A 19,637-nucleotide genomic window follows, 5' to 3' on the forward strand; every position below is an offset into this window, starting at 1 on the left:
CAGCCCAGACCCCTCCCGAATCTCGCTACGGCTCGATTCGACCTCCCCAAGGCGAAGCCTTGGAGAGGTGACTGTCACCTCTCCCGCGCAGCGGGGGAGGTCGCAGACGAGGCGTTCAGCCGAAGTCTGCGGGAGGGGGCCGAGCGCAAAGCAGAACTTTTGCGGTACTCTGCTGTAGCCGAAGTCGCCAGACTTTGGACGCGTCACCGATCTATTTCCAATCTCTGGCGAGATCGGCTACATGCCCAGACCCCTCCCGAATCTCGCTACGGCTCGATTTGACCTCCCCAAGGCGAAGCCTTGGAGAGGTTACGGAGCAGAAGGAGACCTTGCTCCCAATTCTGGAAACTGCTATTTCCCTTAGGTTGTCGTACGTGTCGTTATTTCTGCACCGCTGGTCAAGGATGACTGGGGCATGCAACAAACCGATTTCACTTTCTCGCGATGTTCGCGCCGGTGCCTGGTGGGCCAGCGCGGCTTGGAGCCGGGTGAGCCGTTCTATTCGGTGATTATTGCTGAAGGCGAACAGATTACGCGCGCCGATATCGCGGCTCAGAATTGGCAAGGTCCACCGCCGCATACAATCGGGTGGTGGCGCTCGCAAATGCCTCCGGCCGGTGCGCGCAAGATGCGCGCAGCTCCCGATAGCGTACTGCTGGAAACGCTCAGCCAGTTGGTCGAGCGACCCGATAGTGAAGCCTTGGCCTACTTGCTGGCCGTCTTGCTGGTTCGCCGCCGAGTGCTAACCGAAGATCCCGCGATGGCTTGTCAAGCGACCGATGAACCCTCGGCGCTGTGGCATCTGCAGCATCCAGTCGATGGCCGACAATGGACCATTCCGATGTCGCTGCCGACAGCCGATACGGTGGAAACAATTCAACAAGAGCTGACTCGCTTGCTGTTTACCGAAGAATGATCGGCTGACGCCACATGAATTCAAACCGCACTCACAGAATCGCACATCCGACAGGTTGGTCTCTGATTTTGTGGCTGCTATTGATTCTGTTTCCTTGCGGCGGCGCCACTTGCGCGCGCCATCGTCCTTCGTCCGAATTCGCTCCACCGATTGTCTTCAAAGAAAAGGCAACGCTCGAAGAATTGATAGCGCACTTCAATGGCACCCAAAACATTGAGCGCATACAATCGAGCACGCTGCTGCTGTCCAGTCCTGAATCATCGATGGAACTGAAGGGCGATCTCTCTTGGCATCGAGATTATGATTTTCGTTTGAAAGCCTATCCGGCCGGGAGCATGATTCTGGGCGATGCCCTGGATGCGGGCAGCAACTCTGAAAAGTTCTGGATGCTGACCAAGATTCCGGGCGAGCCGGCCACGCTCTACTTTGCTTCGCATCAGCAATTCGAAATGCAAACCGGTCCCCGACGCATACTGCCTATATCGCCGTTGTGGATTCGCGAAGCCTTAGGGGTGATCGAGTTCGATCCCAATTGGCATCACGAAGGTCCGATCGAACGCCCTGATGGCAATGTCGAGATTCGCTCGCTGATTCCCACTCATCGCGGCACCTATAAACGCATCGCCATTATCGAACCCAAGTATGCAACGCTGCGGCAATTGATTTTGAAAGATCCCGACGACCGCATGGTGGCCACGGCCAATCAAAGCGAACACCAAGTCTACAACGCGATCAACGGAACGCTGCCGCACAAAATCGAGATGCAGCTGATCCCCGACACCGGTCAAGTCATGGCCTTTACGATTCGCGTCGGCAACTACATTCTCAATGAAGCCAGCGGCAACGAAGCGCTGCGCTATGCGATGCCTGAATCGACGGGTTTTACAGCCATCGATTTGGTGCAAGCCAACGAGATGATGGGCAGACAAGAAGCCCAGCAGCTCGCACAACCAGCAGCCTCAGATCGTACCGCACAGCAAGGAACCCTGTGGCGCAACTAAACCGAGGGCGTTAGCCCCGGTTTTTGGAGTGCTGCGGCGCAGCCGTAGCTTTGATGTAATAACCCAGCCGTACCGCAGCCTGTACGAACCAGTGGTTATGAACGTTGCCACGTTTGTACAGGCTGCGGGACAGTCAACGCTTACATCAAAGCGGTGCCTCGGGCACCGCACTCCCAAGGACCTTGAGCAACTGGGCTTGCATGTCACTCAAGTTCCACTTGACTGGCTCGACTACGCCGGAATCGATTAAGGCTTGAACGTCCTCGGGCTGCGGCCAGCGGCTGAAGCCGTAGTTGCCGGGACTGCGATAGCGATTGATTTCGACCCAGTTGACCATGATGTGCGTAATACCCGCTGCCTCCAGTGCCGCGCGTTGTTCCGCTGGTGATTTGCCAGCCAACATCAGTTCGCCAGGGTTAGTGTCAAAGCAGGTGCTGTAGAGCACAGGTACGCGATATTCGAATACGCGGGCTTCACCCACCAGCAAGATCTTAACGGCCTGACTATCCAGATGCTCATGGATCCAACCTTGCGCCAGCGCGATGCGCGGCACCGTTAATTTATCGCCCACATCATCGCGTAGTGTCGCCAACGAAACGAAGTAACGATTGTCACCCACGATGGGCGAGCAATTGATCAAGGCACCATAGAGTAGTCCCGGCATCACCACCGCATGCGCCAGCCATATCGAGCGGTGCGCTAATTGACCTATGCCCCACGCAGCCAGGGCTGCCCACAATCCAGTTATCGGCAACCAAAAACGATCGATGCGATGCGTCGCCAACCACCAGACTGCCAACAACCATAACGACCAGGCCAGCAGCAAGTAACCAGGCAGCACGTAACCAGGCTGAGTACGCCATGTCGGCTGGCGACGACGTAAAGTCTCCTGAGCGAGTAACACTATGGCGATCGTCAGCCCGAGGATCATTGCGGGCTGAACAAACGAGGAACTAACTGTCACACGCGCGATATCCAACGGCAGCGTCGAGGCTGGTGGAATCTGATGCGCCTGATGCCACTGCGCGATCTTGCTGGCCGTTAGTGTTTGACCACCCAACCACTTGGCTGCCAAGGGATAGACCGGATTGCCAGTCAGCAACCAGTTCTTGGCATACCATGGCCCGCAGGTGACGAGCAGGCTCGCTGCCACCAGGCACGCAAGTTTCCAAAAGTGAGATCGCTGACCCTGCCGCCACAATCGAACTCCACACCCACCAACTGCCACCAGGCAGGGTAGGGTGGCAAAGACCAAGCCTGGATACTTCATGGCGGCAGTGGCTCCGCCCAACAACACGGCTACCGCTGCCCACCGCAGCGCTTGACCGACTGGCTGGCCGGTGTGCATCGCTTGAATCATTTGCCAGGTGGCTATCGCAGTCGCCAGGCAATAGGTTGCCAGAGCGCCATCGATCAAACCCTGCGTAGCCACGTGCGCGATGCCAGGCGTGGCTAGCCAAATGCCAGCCGACCACCAACCGACGAGCTTACCAAAGCGCCTCGCCATCCAACTGCCCAATAGCGCGGCCCCCAACAAACTGATCGCTGCGCTGATCGATTTGCCAACCAGGCCACCCAACCATGCGTGGGGCTGTTGCAATAGCGTCATCGCCGAGAGCGCATGCATCTCCACGCCCAGCGGCATGTTGGCATAAATGTTGTGAGGCACAAAGCGGATTGCACCCTGAGCATAAAACTCTTTGGGCGCCTGCAGATGATACTCGAGCACATCGAATTCGGCTGGCGGCACCCAAGCGCCGAGCATAATCACCGCGCCACACCACAGCGCGAGCCCAACAGCCGCCATGCGCAGCGCATTATCAAACGGCCCATGTAGCTGAAGTCGCCAGACTTTGGAGTCCTGTAGCTGAAGTCGCCAGACTTTGGAGTCCTGTAGCTGAAGTCGCCAGACTTTGGCTCCACTATTCTTCTCATCGCCCACCACATGGTCTTGAGCCTCACCACCAGATTCAACTTGCTCGTCGGTCCAACTACCCAGCCAACGGCGAACGCGATAACTGATTACCAGTAGTAGACTCAGCGTAACGACCAGTGGCCAGCGCGACCCGAGCCCGCCGACCAGTCCCACTGCGAGTGTCAGCGTTGAGAGGATCGCCAGCCCAATTAACGTGGCCAGGCTGAGAGCGAATAACTTGTCAGTAGTCGAAGTGGGCTCTGCGCTGGGTCGATGGCCGCGGGCCAGCAGGCAAGCCAGTCCCAGCCATGCCAGGGTCGATAGAAGGATCGGCAGACGATCCAGCCAACCAATGACCAAGCGACCCGTGCCGGTCCAGGTGGAAATGATTGACTCGGGGACCAAGAGCGAATTGAGCACAAACGCGCCGCGCGTGTAGTCCGATGCGCCTTCGACAATCGGTTGACGCAGAAATGTCAGCCAATACACACCGATAGCAGTGCAGCAGGCGAGGCTCAAGAGTGTGAAGCGAGTCGATGGCATAAGGACTAATCAGCATAATCGCTACGACAAACCAGCCCAGTCTGATCGGAAAAGTTCAGCCTGGTAGATAGCGCAAATTGTGCATCTTAAACTACAATGTCGTCCGCAGTAGGTCGGTTTCTCCGAAATCGACCTATCGAAGCTGACCACACTTCGATGCGGTCCTACGCGAGGCAGATTTCGGAGAAATCGGCCCCCAGAGCCTACAGAAAGAGCAAGCTATGAATAAGCCACCGATGGAAGGTATTTATACCCCGAACATTACACCCGTCGATGCCAAGGGGCGAGTTGACGAGGATACCCTGTGCGCTTACGTCGATTGGTTGATCGATCGCGGTGTTCATGGTCTGTACCCCAACGGTAGCACTGGCGAGTTCACGCGATTTACCGCGCAGGAACGTCGACGCATCATCGAAGTCTTGATGAAACACGTCAATGGCCGCGTGCCCATTTTAGCTGGGGCTGCCGAAGCCAACGTGCGTGAAACGATCGACGCCTGCGAAGCCTATGGAGCGATGGGAGTGCGGGCGGTGGCCATTGTGGCACCGTTCTATTACAAACTCGGCCCAGAAGCCGTTTATCAATACTTCAAAGAGATCGGCGATCACGTCACCGTCGACGTCACGTTGTACAACATTCCCTTGTTTGCATCGCCGATCGATGTAGCGACGGTCCGTCGCCTGGCCGCCGACTGCCCGCGCATTGTGGGCATCAAAGATTCTTCGGGCGATATTCCGCACATGATGCGCATGATTGCAGCCGTGCGTCCTCAACGACCCGAGTTCTCGTTCTTGACCGGTTGGGATGCTGCCTTGGTCCCAATGCTGCTCATCGGTTGCAATGGCGGCACCAATGCAACCAGCGGTGTGGTACCGGAACTGACTCGCGCGATCTTCGAAGCTGCCCAGCGTGGTCAATGGGATCGAGCGATGCAGTTGCAGTATCGCTTGTTGCCGCTGTTTGATGCGATGATTCAGCAGCCTGAGTTTCCCGAAGGCTTCCGCCGTGGAGCGCTGACACGCGGCTGGGATCTCGGCCAAAGTCGTCAACCCTTGTCGGCTGAACAAATGGCCACCGCCCAAAAGACTCAGCAGCAACTCGGGCAAATGCTCAGCGAACTATCGCAGTGGCTGCCCGATATCGCTCCCGCGCACGTCGTACAACGGCCCGGAGCGGCCAAGAGCGATGCGTCCGACGATTTCATCGAACGCATCGTGCGTGAAGTCATGCAAAATCTACAACGCTAACCCGTAGCGGAATGCGTCAAGCATTTCGAACGTTGTAGCGGAATGCGTCAAGCATTTCGAACGTTGTAGATCGTTTTCGTTTAAGTGTAGTTGGTAGCGGAGTTTCGAAAGCCTTGACGGCTTCCGCTACCAGATGCTTCGAAAGCCTTGACGGCTTCCGCTACGAAGGTGCAATTACTTCTTTTCGTCTTCGAGCTGTTTCAGGAAGCCTTCGAGTTCCTTCTTGGCGGCATCGGAAGCCATGTCGACGGCGGCTTTTTGCGTAGCCAAGGCTGCGTCCAGGTCGCCGTTGAGGAACTGCAGGTGAGCCAGCGTGTCCATGACGGCAGCGCGTGAGTCACCTTCACCGGCTTTGGCGGCGACTTCGGTGGCTGCCAAGGCAGCTTCGATAATCTTCTTGTCTTTATCGAGTGCTCCATTTTCCATCATGCTGACCAGCATCCAAGCGGCTTGATTGACAGCAGCAGGTTCTGACTTGATGGCCGCAAAGGTTTCGGCGGCGGTATCAGCCAGTTTGTCTTTCAGCTCGGGGACTTGCGTGGTCACTTGCAGCTTGCCCATATACAAACCGATCTTGGCCGAATCGCTTTTGGTCTTCGAAATCGCTTGATCTAGCAGTTCGAGAGCTTTGTTGAAATCCTTTTTGCGGAAAGCCATCGAGACTTCTTGCATAAGCGCTTCGGCTTCTTGCTTGCCTTTGAAGTCTTCAGCAAACTGGGCGCGATCCCACTTGCCGGCGACAACTTGTTCGAGCGGTTCGTCCATTTCCATGGGGTGACCGATCCACTCGATCTTGCGATCCTTGCCGACGATGAAGGAGGTCGGGATACCGTTTTGTCCGGCGGCTTCCATGTAGTCGGTGTAACACGATTGATCAGGATCGGTCGTTAGGCAATAAGCGCTAGTCAGATCGCGATACGTCTTGGGCTTTTCGGTTTCTTCCTTTTGGCCGCGAACTTCGCCTTCGAGGAACTTTTCAACCGTCTCGAGTTCTTCATCGCTGATGCTGATGATCTGCACGCCTTTGCTGGCGTACTTGGTTTGTGTTTCAGCCAGGTGCGGCATGCTCATGATGCAAGGACCACACCAAGTTGCCCAGAACTCGACCACGTAGACTTTGCCGGCTTCAAACTTGGTTACAGGTTTGAATTTGCCTTTCCCGTCTTGAACCCAGTGTTCGATGTCCAGTGCAGGTGCATCGGATCCAATGGTCAGGGCATCGGCTGCCTGGGCACTGGTCCAGCTTGTAAACAAACCGGCCGTCGCCAAAACGCAGCACAGGAACCGACGTAACATAATTTGCTCCAGTTCAAGGATATTGAATTTGTGCTCTGCAAATAAAAATGCAGACGAATGCACTCTGTAGTATACCGAAGTCTAGGCAAACAACGTATAGCCCAGTAGAGCAGCTGTCCTCAGCTGCTCGGAACCCTCTAACCCAAGGATCTTCCGACCCAGCGACCAACGTGACAGCTGAGCGACTTGCCGGGCGCTGAGCGGCTGGGGACAGCCGCTCTACACCCAAGTCTCTTCCGACCAAGCGACCAACGTGACAGCTGAGCGACTTGCCGGGTGCTGAGCGGCTGGGGACAGCCGCTCTACACCCAAGTCTCTTCCGACCGAGCGACCAACGTGACAGCTGAGCGACTTGCCGGGTGCTGAGCGGCTGGGGACAGCCGCTCTACATTTTGGCTACTCGAGTTCTGGGAAGACTTCGGCGCTGAGATTTTGGCGGGCTACGAGGGCTTTGGTCCGGGCCAGGAAGTCGAACTTGAAATTGGCTACCTGCTGTTCGGTGATCTTTAGCGCTTGAGCGACCTCTTTATTGCCCAGGCCGACCACAAACAGGAGTTCGATGCACTGCAGCTTGAGCCAGTCGCCGCGTTCACGCCACTTGTCGAGCTGGTCGCGAAGGGCACTGACGATGGCTTGCTCTTCCAAGCCGCGGCGCTCGCCGCTGCGAGCGATACTGCTGGCCGGCCGGGCCCCCAGGCCTACAACTTGCCACGCGGCATCGCTGGAACCTTCGCCCGACTGAGACATGGCCAAAGCCGGCCGCCTGCCTTCTCGACGTAAGTGGTCGGTCAACTTGTACGAGCAGATCGTAAATAGATAGCTTTCTAGCGGCCTGCGACGATCATAGTTAGGCAAGCTATTGAGAAAGCCTATGAAGGTCTCTTGGACAATGTCTTCAGCACTGGCTCGATTGCGCAGGCGATGTTCCACAAAGGCCAACAGCCGACCTTCGTAGCGCGAGATTAGCTCTTCCCAAGCAGCCGAGTCGCCTTCTTCGATGCGCTGCACTAAGAACTGATCAGCGTCGAAGGAGCTAGTGCCTTGTGTGCTCTGGGAATAATCGGCCATCAATCACCAATACTGTTTTTTATTTTGGCGGCCAATCGATCATTGACCCAAAGCCTGTCGAATTTCGTGACGCAAGTGGTGACGCAAGTCGTTGTCGAAGTCTGCAGCATCTTCAAATTGGTCCTGCTTGATCTCAATGCGCTGCGCTTCGTAATGTCGCGTGGCCGCCCGCGGAATGAACACGGCGACGACCATGACCACTGCCACCAAGAAAATCAACCCACGTTTCGTAGAACAGCACCGACGTCGAGGCGCGGCCTGAACAACGGGCAGTTCGCGCCGGACCACATGCACTTGATTGTGATCATGACCGGCCATGGCTGACAAGAGCGGCATAGTCGTCGGTGGCAATCCGAGACTGGGATAACGCTTTTTTCTGCGTGTGAAAGCCAGGTTGACCATGCCTGTCAGTCCTAGCAGGCTAGCCAAGCTGATGCCTAACACCATTAATCGTTCACGCTGCAGATATTGGTGATACCGCTGCTGAAAATCCTGACGTTGGGCTTCGGTGATATTCAACACGACCCACTTCTGAAAGTTCACTTCGCCACCGGCATCCAGCGGCAGGATGATACTCGCCTTTTCATCGACCAGCTGCTCGCGAATTTCCGCAGCCGTAATGTGCAGGCTCGCACAATCGGCCTCTATTTCCAGGTGATTGCTCAAGTAAGCGTCCATCGCATGGACTAACGCCTGCTCGATGGCGTCGTTGGATTCCGCTTCTTCTTCGGTATCCGTTGGCAACGAGCCCACGTACAGCAGATGCACGCTGCCAGAGAGATCTGGTTCAGCCGCAATCCAGGCCGGCCGATTGGTGGGCAACAAACGTTTGGGCTCTTCGGTCGGGGGCACCGACAATCCCCGCACGTCTGGTTCACCCAGTTGCTCGTCGCTGGTGACTTCCGCTGCGGTGGTCTCAACTGCAACAGGCTCAGTCGCGGCGTTATCCGTTGAAGCCTTATCTGTTGTCGTAGTGGCTGGCTCGCTGGCAGCCGGCGCGGCGTTTTCAACAGCCGGCGTTTCGGAGGCAGGTTCTGTTTCGGGGGCAGGTTCTGCAGCGGCAGGCGGTTCGGAAGCCTCTGCGACGGGGTCCTGTTCGAAAGCCTTGACGGCTTCCGCTACGGGTTCAGCGACTGGTTCCGCTACGGGTTCCGCTACGGGTTCCGCTACGGGTTCAGGTTCGACTGGGTCTGGGGCGGGCGGCTGGCCTTCATCAGGTAGCTCGGCGACCACGGGTGGCTCGTCGGCCACTAGTACACTTGACGAACTGACCAGGGTGCCAGAGGTCGCCAGGGCGATGAGTTGCAAGCTGACCGTTGGCAGCGCGAGGCGGTACCACAGGCGTTGACGCAGCGTCATAGTCAATTTATCGATAGCGTTTGCGTTCATAGTTTTAGGCAACTTGTTGATGAGTCAGTTCCAAACGTTCATCGGAGTTGTACCAAGGCGTAGCCAGTTGAACGGCGATCGACGTTCCAGCAAACACCAGGGCACCCCAGGGCTGTGGGAAAGGAATGATCAGTTGGACCAAACCGGCCATCAGCAGCGACCATAGGACGGAGAAGAGACTGAAGCGTGTGCGACGCAGTGGATCGGCTTGTTTCCACCAGTGAACCATGCCCATCATCAGCGGGAAGTACGCCAGGTAGGCAGGGAACAGAGGCGACTTGTCAGCTGCGAAGAAGCCTTTCCAACGTTGCACTGGCAGATCACCAAAGTTCTCATGAGCGATCGAAGCCCAAGGCACCATCAGGAATTCGCTTAGCACATAAGCGACCGCACCAATCACCAGGCCAAGCGTTAGTTGCACAAAGGCTCGCACGGCGGAGTCGCCTTCGCTGGTCTGCCAACGCTTGCCCAGAATCATGGTCACTGCTGCGCAGATGAACGACATAGTCGCGGCCCATACCAAGCCGACTACTTTGCCTTGCTGAATATCGCTGGAACCGAATTGACCGACTTGAAAGATGGCTACCAAGGCCGTGAAGACGGCGATCACGATAGCCGAACCAATCCAACTGCTAGTCAGTTCCGCACCGATCATGCTCGGTTTAGCCAAGGCCAGTTGACGGCGTTTGGCAACTTTCCATTGCTTGATCGAAAGTGGTTTGGGCACAGGTGGCCGCACGGCCGGACCAGGCTTGGCCACGACCGGTTGAACTTGAGGAGGCACCTGGCCGGCGGCGTTTGGAGCGCGTCGATTGTGAGCCACTGTGGCGGCGTTGTAAGCTTTCTTGGAGCTGCCCTTAGTGCCACCCATGACGATGGCCCACACGATGTAGTAGGGCAGATAGATCGTGCCGAGCATCACGGCCGCAGCGATCATGGTTCCCAGGTTCATCACGCACATGATCACGATCACGGCAATGACTGCTGCCCGCGCACCAGGCGCCATTTGATTATTGTTCCAAGCATCGGTGATGCGCCGCCAGTTGAGCTTGACCATGCGGGCGATTGGTTCTTCGTTGCGCAGGCGAGCGTGCGTTTCTTCCGAGACCGGTGACTTGGCATGGTTGGGGGCCGCCTGGTGACTGGCCGTGGCATAGGTCAGCGGAATCGGTTCGACCACTGGTGGCAACTGAGCGTTGTTGGATGCATCTAGCGTGGAACCGGTTGTGCGGTCGATCACTATGTAACGCTGGTCGAGGTCCATGCCCATGGCTGAAATCATTTGACGCACATCGGAGAAGCGATTGGCTGGGTTCTTTTGCAGAGCCTTGCCTACCACTTCACGAATGGGACTGGAGACCCGCGACAAGTCGGGATCGGCCGTCAAGTGTTTCATGATGATCTCCTGGCTGCTTTCACCATCAAAGGGAATGCAACCTGTGGCCATCTCGTACAACATGATGCCCAGGGCATAGATGTCGATCTCTTTGCCGTATTCCCCTTTACCGATTTCGGGCGCCATGTAGTGGAAGGTGCCGACGCTCTCGGTTTGGCCACCACGACGCGAGCAGGAGATGAACTTGCTCAGCCCATAGTCGCCGATCTTGACGATGCCTTCATCGGCGAAGATGTTGGCGGGCTTCAAGTCGCGGTGCACGATGCCATGATCATGCAAGTAAGTCACGGCGCTAGAAATCTGCCCGAACCAATTGCGCAGTTCCATCGCGGGCATACCGGTGGGATAGCGATCGATCATGTCGCGCAGGCTGGGCCCCGAGACATACTCCATCACGATCCAACCTTGCTGGTCGGCATCAAACTGAATGTCATACAGCGCGATCAGGTTGGGATGCTTGAGGTTCAAGCACTGACGCACGCCGCGCACTTCGATATCGAGGTTGCGTTGAATGCGCTTCAGGGCGACTTCTTTGCCAGCGTCGTTGACGGCAAAGTAGACCTCGCCGAAGCCGCCAATGCCCACGCCGCGCTTGATGGTGTATCCGGGCAGCGGTTTATCGCCCGTGCTCAATGTGAACTTCATAGCCTTGCCTTGCTGAGCTGGAAGTACTGCACCAGGATCTTTTTTTTCGGGCGACTTGTGTGGTCGAAGTAACTGGAGCATGGCTGTGTCAACTCGTGTTTTAAAGTCAGCGTCTGTCGCCTTTCGCTCCGCGAAAGGAACGCGCTCTCAGGAACGCGTCCGTGCCCACTGCGTAGGGCTTTAGTTTGCATCGGACTGTGTTTTAAGGCCTCTAACTTTTCGGTTAGGGGCGCTTGGTCTTGACGACTATTCGAAACTTAATGAAAAATCCTCGCCGCGGACGTGCATGTTGCTAGCGAGAGCGAACTGGCCAGACATCTTCTGACCGTTGACTTGGACTTCTTCGGCCACGCGCATTTGCCACGCGCCGTAAGGCGGATCGGTAGGCTTGGTGTTCTTGGGTAGCAGCAAGACCTCGTTCCGCCAATCGGGACAAGCAATGTGACTGCCCACGCGTGGACCAATCATGCAACAATCGGCCAACAGCATGATGGCATCCACGTTAGGTTTCCAGCGATGAATGCTGACCATCTCCAGCCGCGCTGTGCCCGTTAGCACATTGGGCCGACAGAATCGCAGTTTGACACTACTGCCTAATTCGATGATCGCACCATCGCGAAGCAGTTGAGCTCGATCGATGGCTACGCCGCTGAGCTTGGTGGCCTGCAGCGGTTGAATCAGGTAGTCGCTGCCCATGCGGCGAATGATGGCGGCTCGGCGACTAAGATCACCGGTGATGCCTACATCAGCATGACCATCGGCGAAGGCTTGACCCAAGACCAGCTCAGGTTTATCCCACAGCAGATAACCGCCGATGCCATCGATCCATAGAATCGCATGCTTGGCGGCCGAGCTCAAACTGGCATGAGCCGTTTGATCGGGTGCATGCATGGCATGGGTGCTCATTGATTGAGCAGGATAATTTGGTTTCGACATGACCATTGAACCCATAAGCCTCGGTGACTCCACCTAACTATCGTAGTGTGGCCCGACGCGCCGCGTCGAGACTTCCGTTGCTGGACTGGGCTGATAAAAGGTTTGGTAGCGGAATGTGTCAAGCATTTCGAGCCTAGGCTGGGTCTGCCTTTGAGGCTCAAGTCCCAGCGATGTTGGCTGCGATAAGCCAGGTTTTTCGAAAGCCTTGACGGCTTCCGCTACGAGACGTTTGATCAGCTCTTTTAACAGCTTAGCGAAGCAGCAGAACCACATTTTGGAAAAAAGCCCGGCAGCTTTGGCTGCCGGGCTGTGGAACTTTCGCAGACTCCACCGTCGAATTATTCGCCAACCTGGCTGACCAGGGACTCGACTTCGGCTCGGCCTTCACCAAAGTAGTCAGCGATTTCATTCAGCAGGTCAGGCGATGCACTCTCTTCCAGGGGAATCGTGCCTTCCAGGGCGCCTTCGCTGGCGGCCAGCTTTTCAGCCACATCGATGCGGCTGCGGATGTCCTCCAACAACTGACGGGTGCTGCCCAGGTGGCTATCGTCCAGGGTAACTGGATTGGCGGTTTGAGCGACTTGAACCATCGTCAAACGAGCTTGCAGGTTCTCGATTTCGACTTCCAATTGACGCTTGGCCGACAGCATTTCGTCCAGTTTGCGACGGGCTGCGTCGAGGTTCTTTTCGCGAGCTGCCAGAACTTGCTCGAGCTTGCTGGCGGTTTGCTCGTGAACTTGGAACTGCTTGAAGCGCGCCGACAGGTCGTCGCGAACTTGTTGCTTGCTGTACTCGCGATTGGCATACACAAACTTGACCGATCCGCTCTCCAGGTCACCCTTGAGACGCATGATGTCGTTCTTGGCCTTGGCGATTTGCTGGGTCTTAGTTTGCACCTCAGTGGCCAGTCGCTCCACGCCAGCTTCCTCGCGGGCTACCAATTGCATGTTGGCGGCGATTTCGGGTTTCAGTTCCCGAATCATGTCGCGAGCACGCTGAATCTCGAACTCCAGCGGTACGTTCTGACGTACCGAATCGCTGGCCGAATGCCAGGCAGTACGTACATAGCTGCGAGCTGTCGTACCGAAAATGGCTGCCAAACCTACCGCTGCGACAGCCCCTAACAGAAAAAACTTCTTGACCATAGTTCCGCATCCCTCGTTGTTTAGGATTGCCTTCGCTCCGCTGCGGTAAATCCACCCGTGCGTCGCCCGATTTGTTTGTTTGCTTTGGAAAGCTTCCCGCTTTGTCGCTTGTCTGCCGACCCTCACTGCCACCGGCCTTGCTTCCCACAGGTAGTCTTTCGCTGGCCGGGCCGAGGATCTTGGCAACAATTTCAAATTTGAGATTTGAATTTTCAATTCCCGAGCCGCCCTAGACCAAATCGTAGAATCCTTTACGATTGTCCCTCTGACTCTCAAGCCCCGAGAGCCCGAGACGACGGCCGTTTGAATTGCCCAGTATGGGTGGCATGTTTGCACTTAAAGTGAGTATCACGCCATGGATGGGTCAAGCGGATTGGCGGAGTGGCTCATCCTTTTGCAAGCAAACTGCCTACTGGCACGGTGACTGGCGTGGAACAGGTGCAATTGCAGGACGATGCGCAATTCGTTTCTGACCTTACGCAGGTGCTGGGCTATCTGAACTTCTCGGCTGGCAAGCCAGATATCAAGACGCTGGCAGCTCTCAATCGCCTCTACGGTCGAGCGGTTCCTCGAACGCCCTTCGAAGGTCTTCCCGCCTACATCCAGATTTATCAGTGGCTGGGCGACCAACTGGGCAAGCTGCCCGAAACCAATACGGCTTTTGCCGATTGCACGCAGGCGACCGCCACGCTGGAAGTAGTGTGGATGGAGTTTTTACCCGCTTACCTGGATTTTCACCGCGATCTGCTGTTCCATCAGGAAGGGGAAGGGCTGTTCAACGGATTCTTCCTGGGCCGAGCGATCGAAGCCGTGTTGCAGCAGAGCGGACCGTGGGACGAACTGGATCGCATCGTCAGCGGCGCGCTCGACACATTGAACGACTTTGTGGGCCATCGACCGATTGCGGTGTTGGAAGGCCGGCGTCTGGAGCCGTATCCGCACGAATGGTCGCGGCCCATGCCGCTGTATATAGCTGGAGCTGGGGTAACCTCTGGCCCGTACTACAAGATTATTATGCAAGCGCTGGAGATCTTGCGCAATTGCGACCCGCATCTCTTGCAACGAGCCTACTTCGATTTCGATATGCTCGACGAATTGGCCCTCGATATGCGGGCCTACGACTTTGATCATCCGGTCAATCGTCGACCCAATTATCACTTCGGACAGTGGGATCCGAACTTGATTGATGGATCGGGCTACTATCGCCGGTTTGTGATTCAGCAAGTTACGCTCGATGCGCTCTTGGCCCGCACGCTCGAAGAGTCCTCGCCACACGACGAACTGGTTATGGAAGCGGCCGCCGTATTGGCGGGTACCATGCTGATGGGTTCCGGGATTAGCGGTAGCGGTCCAGCCACATTTTCATCCGTGGTTACCCTCGGCAGTTTGATGGGTCCGATCGCCCAGTATCGCGATGAATTTTACGAGCAGTTTCTCGATACGCTTTCTGGTCCACATGCCGAACGATTGCTGGAAGAGCAAAAGATTCGGCGTCAGCCCTTCGGCGGCGCGCGGCAACATTTGAATACCTATTTGGCTCGGCAGCGTGCCAGTCAACTCGAACATATGCAACTAGCGCGGCTGTTTGCCCGCATGGGCCACGCGCAAGCTGCCCGCGAACAATCGGACTATGTTTCGGTACCTTCGGCTCGGCTGATCGCCACGATCGATTGCTTGCTGACCACTGGCAATCATGCCCTACAAGCGGGACGTTTGGACGAAGCGGCGGAGGTTATTCCGCAGATTATGGACTGGGTCCACCGCGCTGTCGGCTGCGGCGCGATCGTCGATCCGTGGAATATCCTGGGCTTTAGTGGCAACTTTTCGCGTTTTCATGGACCTGACTCTGCGGTTCACGATCATCGCGTCGAAGATCTGGTCACCTTGATGGAGCAGATCTTTGCCTTGCTATCGCGCATTTGGCGCGAAGCGGCCGGCGCTGGTCGCGAAGACTTGTGTGAACTGACCAAACGCAATTTCCGCGAACACGCCAACTGGTGGCATCAGTTTGCCGCGCATCAAGTCAGTGAAGTCAATGCGACCGATCCTCACGAAACTTACGAATCGGCCAAGTTGGTTTCCAAAGCCTTAGCGCTCTGGAACAAGGGCGGATCGGCTACCGGCGATGTGGGCTTCTGGAAACCGCATGCTGAGCTATTCAATTCACCCAAAGCGTATGCGCTGGTGGTTGAATCGCTGCTAGATCGTCACGATTTCGTGGCGGCCATGTCGCTGTTGATTCATTGGCTCAGCGAAGCCGAGAAAGTTGGTTTGCAATCGGGCGGTGCATCGTTTTCTGATTTGGCTCGGCAATGGTTGCAGCGCTTGGAAACCAAGTTGAGCGATCCACTGGCCCAGCCAACCGCCGATCCATCAGCGCCATCCACAGCAGCTGATAAGACTCAATTGGATTGGTCGCTGGCGCAGAAATTCATCGATCGCTTGGAGTCGAACGCTGGTGCTTTCCTGCAACCACCACGATTCCTATTGGCATCGCTGGGACGCAAACCACGGCGCGGGCGCGACGAGATGAGCGTGTCGGGTTTAGATCACGATGACGATGATCATGAAGGTGAAGACGACGATGATACCGAAGGCGGTATGCTGGATGCCGCTTACGACGAGGTGACGTTTGTCGATTCAACCGATGACGGTCACGAAAGTGAGACGGCTGACGAAGGCAGCGACAATCAAGACGAACTGCTGCTGGAATCCAATCGGCTTGGTCAACATTTAACCTTCCTGAGCGCGCTGGCGCAGATTTGGAAGACCGCAGCCCTTAGCCCTCATGTACGGCAGCAAATTCAGCAGGGCGGACCCGAGGCCGAGCGCTGTTTGCAATCGCTTGAACAATGGGCTCAGCAGGCTTCGCATAATGGCAAGGGCTTGAGTGGGCTGCTGAGCGAAGTCAAAGACTACAACATCTCGAAAGCCGGCTCTGATCTAGAAGCCATGTCGCGTTACGATCGGCAGCGCGTATTGAAAGAGTCACTGCTGGATCGCATCATCTCCACGGCGGTAGAGACTGCCGACTCGCGACGCATGTTGCTGGCCACGTTACACAGCAGCGGCCAGGCCAGTCGCGATGCGCTCAACGCCATCTCGTCGCTCACCGACGACGATCGCCTGGCAGTGGAGATCTTTGGATTCTTGCTCAAAGGCGACCACGAACAAGTCGAACGACATTTTCCACGACTGCTAGCCGCGCTGCGACCCAAGTACTTGCTCTACATACCACTGGCGCGACTGGGTGATCCGGCACAAATCTACGCCGTGCGTCTGCGCCGCCGAGTGCTCTCGCACTTGCTGGTCTGGTTGCCTCGTCAAGGTTTGTTTTATGCAGCGTGCCAGTTGATTGAAACCGCCCGGTATATGGAGCATCAGAATCCGGTCGGCAACGGCGCGATCACTGAGTTTGATGACATGTTCAAACTGGCCTACAAGGCTATGGTGCGCTCGGTCGTCAAAAATGCTTACGCCTGGCGCATCCTGGAACTGCAACTCTCTCAGCCAGACATGGTGGAGCACTTGGAAGTGCCCGACTTGGACAAGCACGATGGAGATTCGCTGGGTGACCTCGAGCCTAATGGCGATGATTTGATTTCGGTTTTGCAGCAACTGACCGAAGTGCTGCTGGGTAGTTGGCTGGCCCATTCACGAACCTTGCGCCTGAGCGTGCTGGAGATGGTCGACAATACGAAGAGCTGGAAGCAGCTGGTCGATTTCATTCAGCGCTACGGCGCACCGCTGTTTACGCAAAACTTCTTGCGGCTGGGTAACGTGCGCGCCATTCTGCATCAAGGCGTCGATAAGTGGTTGGAGAAAGTCATCGAGGATGGTGGCAGCGAAGAAGTACAACCGCTGATCGATGCGATCGAGGAGGGTATCATTCCTCGCGAGAACGCCGTGCATCTCTTGGGTGTCGTCTTAGAAGCCATCATCGATCACAACGGTGAGTATCGCGATTACAACAGCACGACCACGCAATCCGATCGTGGCGAGATGTTGTACATGCTGCTCGATTTTCTACGGTTGCGCGTGCGTTACGATCGCGTGTGCTGGAACCTGCGGCCGATCTTTTGGACGCATGAGGTACTGGTCCGCGGTGGATGTCACTTGAGCGCCCAGCAGTGGCGTCGGGCGCTCGCCGAACGCATTGGCAGCGAAGCCGAGCTGTACTTGGAACATCTGGGCAAACTGCAAGCCAAATATGCGATGCGCATGCCGACGGTGGCCGATCGACTGCAGGAACGCTTCACGCGACCGATGACCATCGATCGCATGAAGGCACTGGTCGGGCCGGCTGTGCGCTACTTTAGCGCTACGGGCCAGGCCAACGACAGCTTTGAATTGTTGATCGACGAGTGCAAGTTGATGATGGAACAACCCACGGGAGTCGGCCTGGATATACCGCAGTGGTTGGCGGCTCTGGAAGAAGAGGTCGATCGCGTGCTGGAGAGTCAGCGCGGGTTCTCGCAGCGCCCGCAGTACGATTCGGCCGTCGCCTATCGTCATGTGTCTGCCGAACAGATTGTCGATCAACTCAATTCAGCCGGCAAACGCAATCTGCCGGAATAGACCAATACGTCCTTGTTCTTGTAAGAAAGCAATCGACATGCAAGTCACCTGCGTGGGCATCAAACCGACCCGAGCACTCCTTGATGCCAACGCACCTGCCTTGACTCCTGAACTGTTGGCCGCCTGCGGAGCGCGTTACTCGCGCAACGGTGAGGGCTTGTCAGCTATCCTTGCCAAAGTCGATTCCAATAACGAAGATGCCGCGGTCGATTCGATCTTTCGCATGGTGGACTATGGTCATCAATCGATCGCCGATATGGTGCCTGTGGCCATGTTCATCGATCGCGTTTCGTTGTGGCTAGCCCTGCGCATGTGGTGGGCCTCGCCCACCGCTGGCGGTCAGGAGTCATCGACGCGGTACATCGAACTGAGCGCCGCGGCCACCGTTAGCGATGCGCAGTACATCGACCAGACGATGCAGGGTCAGTATGCCGCGGTGTTGACCGATTGTTTTGCGGCATATGCACAAGCCTTGGAATATTGGAACGAGGCTGCCCGTCGCGAGCCATCGCTGTTGCGTTTGCCGGCCAGCCTGATCGAGTCGACCGATGCCAAAGACAAACGCAAGGTCGAACGCATTTGTCGCAACTTTGCCTTTGATCGAGCGCGGTATTACTTGCCAATGTCATCGATGACCAACGTCATGCTGCTGATGTCCGCTCGCGGTTGGGTATCGCTGATAAAACAACTGGCCTCCGAGCAGTTATCGGAGTGTCGGCAGTTGGCCGACCGCTTGCGTGAAGAACTCGCCCGCGTGGCGCCGCGGCTGATTCGTCATGCCCGCTTCGATGACAGTTACGCAGCTGGTGCCAGGCAAGAGTTCGAGCGCAGCGTCCAAGTTGCTCAGCAAAGCGATCCCGCTTCTCTGCAGGGCCCCGCAAGCAGTCGGCCGTTCCTGGATGTGATGTTGCCCAGCGGTATTAGCGAAACTGATTTAGTCCAAGCCGTCCAGTTTCATCGCGGCCGTTACGATTTTATAGGCTCGCAGTTGCAGCGCACCTCCGTCCGCTTCGGGTGGCAAGCGATTCCGCTGGCAGAGATTCGCGATTTGAATCGGCATCGCACCGGTTCCAAGTATTTCACGCTGGCCCCGATTGGAACCTACCTGGCCGACGATGAAGTCCAGCGCGTGCAGGCGGCTCATACGTCGCTGCAAGATATTTGCAATGGCCTGCGCAGCTTGCGCAAGGCAGGAATTGCTGCGGCGCAAGCCGGATATCAACAGTTGCTCGCAGGCAATCCAGCGTTTCTGTATTGGCTACCGATGGGTGTGCAGTGTTTCTACGAACACACCACCACGGCCAACCATTTTCTGTATCAAGCCGAACTGCGCACCGGTTTGGGGTCGCATTATCAATATGCCGCCCGTATGGCCGAAGCCCTGGAGCTCTGGCACCAGCGTTTTCCAGCCACGGCCCAGTACGTCCGAGCAGGTACGGCCGAACCGGAATAGTGCGCTTTGCCCGGCGGAAGTGACGGGCTATTTCCCTTTCGTAGCATTTGCGCCCACAACGAGCGGTTCTCCGGCTACAATGGGGCGGCGCTGTGTCTGGGTACCTTAC

12 protein-coding genes are annotated in these 19,637 nt (G+C 56.5%); 5 read left to right on the forward strand and 7 right to left on the reverse strand.

What is annotated here, in order from left to right:
* Nucleotides 1-415 precede the first annotated feature (415 nt).
* On the forward strand, nt 416-916 hold the full coding sequence (locus SH573x_RS01305) for a hypothetical protein (protein ID WP_479352484.1): 501 nt from the start codon (nt 416-418) through the stop codon (nt 914-916).
* Nucleotides 917-930: 14 nt separating this feature from the next.
* Nucleotides 931-1,917: a hypothetical protein gene (locus SH573x_RS01310; protein ID WP_479352485.1), complete on the forward strand. Its 987-nt coding sequence runs from the start codon at nt 931-933 to the stop codon at nt 1,915-1,917.
* 145 nt (nt 1,918-2,062) lie between these two features.
* Here SH573x_RS01310 and SH573x_RS01315 read toward each other — a convergent pair whose 3' ends face one another.
* On the reverse strand, nt 2,063-4,375 hold the full coding sequence (locus tag SH573x_RS01315; RefSeq protein ID WP_479352486.1) for an ArnT family glycosyltransferase: 2,313 nt from the start codon (nt 4,373-4,375) through the stop codon (nt 2,063-2,065).
* Nucleotides 4,376-4,596: 221 nt separating this feature from the next.
* Here SH573x_RS01315 and SH573x_RS01320 point away from each other — a divergent pair, with 221 nt between their 5' ends.
* Entirely contained in the window at nt 4,597-5,622 is a 1,026-nt protein-coding gene (locus SH573x_RS01320; RefSeq protein WP_479352487.1) for a dihydrodipicolinate synthase family protein, read from the forward strand.
* 174 nt (nt 5,623-5,796) lie between these two features.
* Here SH573x_RS01320 and SH573x_RS01325 read toward each other — a convergent pair whose 3' ends face one another.
* The 6 genes from SH573x_RS01325 to SH573x_RS01350 form a co-directional block, all read right to left on the reverse strand.
* Nucleotides 5,797-6,918 (reverse strand): TlpA family protein disulfide reductase, encoded by a 1,122-nt coding sequence (locus tag SH573x_RS01325; RefSeq protein ID WP_479352488.1) that lies wholly within the window; start codon nt 6,916-6,918, stop codon nt 5,797-5,799.
* Between the two features lie 396 nt (nt 6,919-7,314).
* Nucleotides 7,315-7,986 (reverse strand): RNA polymerase sigma factor, encoded by a 672-nt coding sequence (locus SH573x_RS01330; protein ID WP_479352489.1) that lies wholly within the window; start codon nt 7,984-7,986, stop codon nt 7,315-7,317.
* A gap of 39 nt (nt 7,987-8,025) precedes the next feature.
* The gene (locus SH573x_RS01335; protein ID WP_479352490.1) at nt 8,026-9,375 is read right to left on the reverse strand and encodes a hypothetical protein; all 1,350 of its coding nucleotides are present in this window, start codon (nt 9,373-9,375) and stop codon (nt 8,026-8,028) included.
* Between the two features lie 4 nt (nt 9,376-9,379).
* Entirely contained in the window at nt 9,380-11,497 is a 2,118-nt protein-coding gene (locus SH573x_RS01340) for a serine/threonine-protein kinase (RefSeq protein ID WP_479352491.1), read from the reverse strand.
* 165 nt (nt 11,498-11,662) lie between these two features.
* Entirely contained in the window at nt 11,663-12,352 is a 690-nt protein-coding gene (locus SH573x_RS01345; protein ID WP_479352492.1) for an FHA domain-containing protein, read from the reverse strand.
* Nucleotides 12,353-12,690: 338 nt separating this feature from the next.
* Nucleotides 12,691-13,497 carry a hypothetical protein gene (locus SH573x_RS01350; RefSeq protein WP_479352493.1) on the reverse strand — a complete coding sequence of 269 codons (807 nt, stop codon included), beginning with the start codon at nt 13,495-13,497 and terminating at the stop codon, nt 12,691-12,693.
* Between the two features lie 381 nt (nt 13,498-13,878).
* On the opposite strand from SH573x_RS01350, the gene SH573x_RS01355 reads away from it, so the two are divergent.
* Both SH573x_RS01355 and SH573x_RS01360 read left to right on the forward strand, forming a co-directional pair.
* On the forward strand, nt 13,879-18,075 hold the full coding sequence (locus SH573x_RS01355; protein ID WP_479352494.1) for a hypothetical protein: 4,197 nt from the start codon (nt 13,879-13,881) through the stop codon (nt 18,073-18,075).
* A 37-nt stretch (nt 18,076-18,112) separates the two neighbouring features.
* Nucleotides 18,113-19,528 (forward strand): FAD-dependent thymidylate synthase, encoded by a 1,416-nt coding sequence (locus SH573x_RS01360; RefSeq protein ID WP_479352495.1) that lies wholly within the window; start codon nt 18,113-18,115, stop codon nt 19,526-19,528.
* Nucleotides 19,529-19,637 lie beyond the last annotated feature (109 nt).

The sequence above is a fragment of the Rania fehmarnensis genome (genome assembly GCF_056494185.1).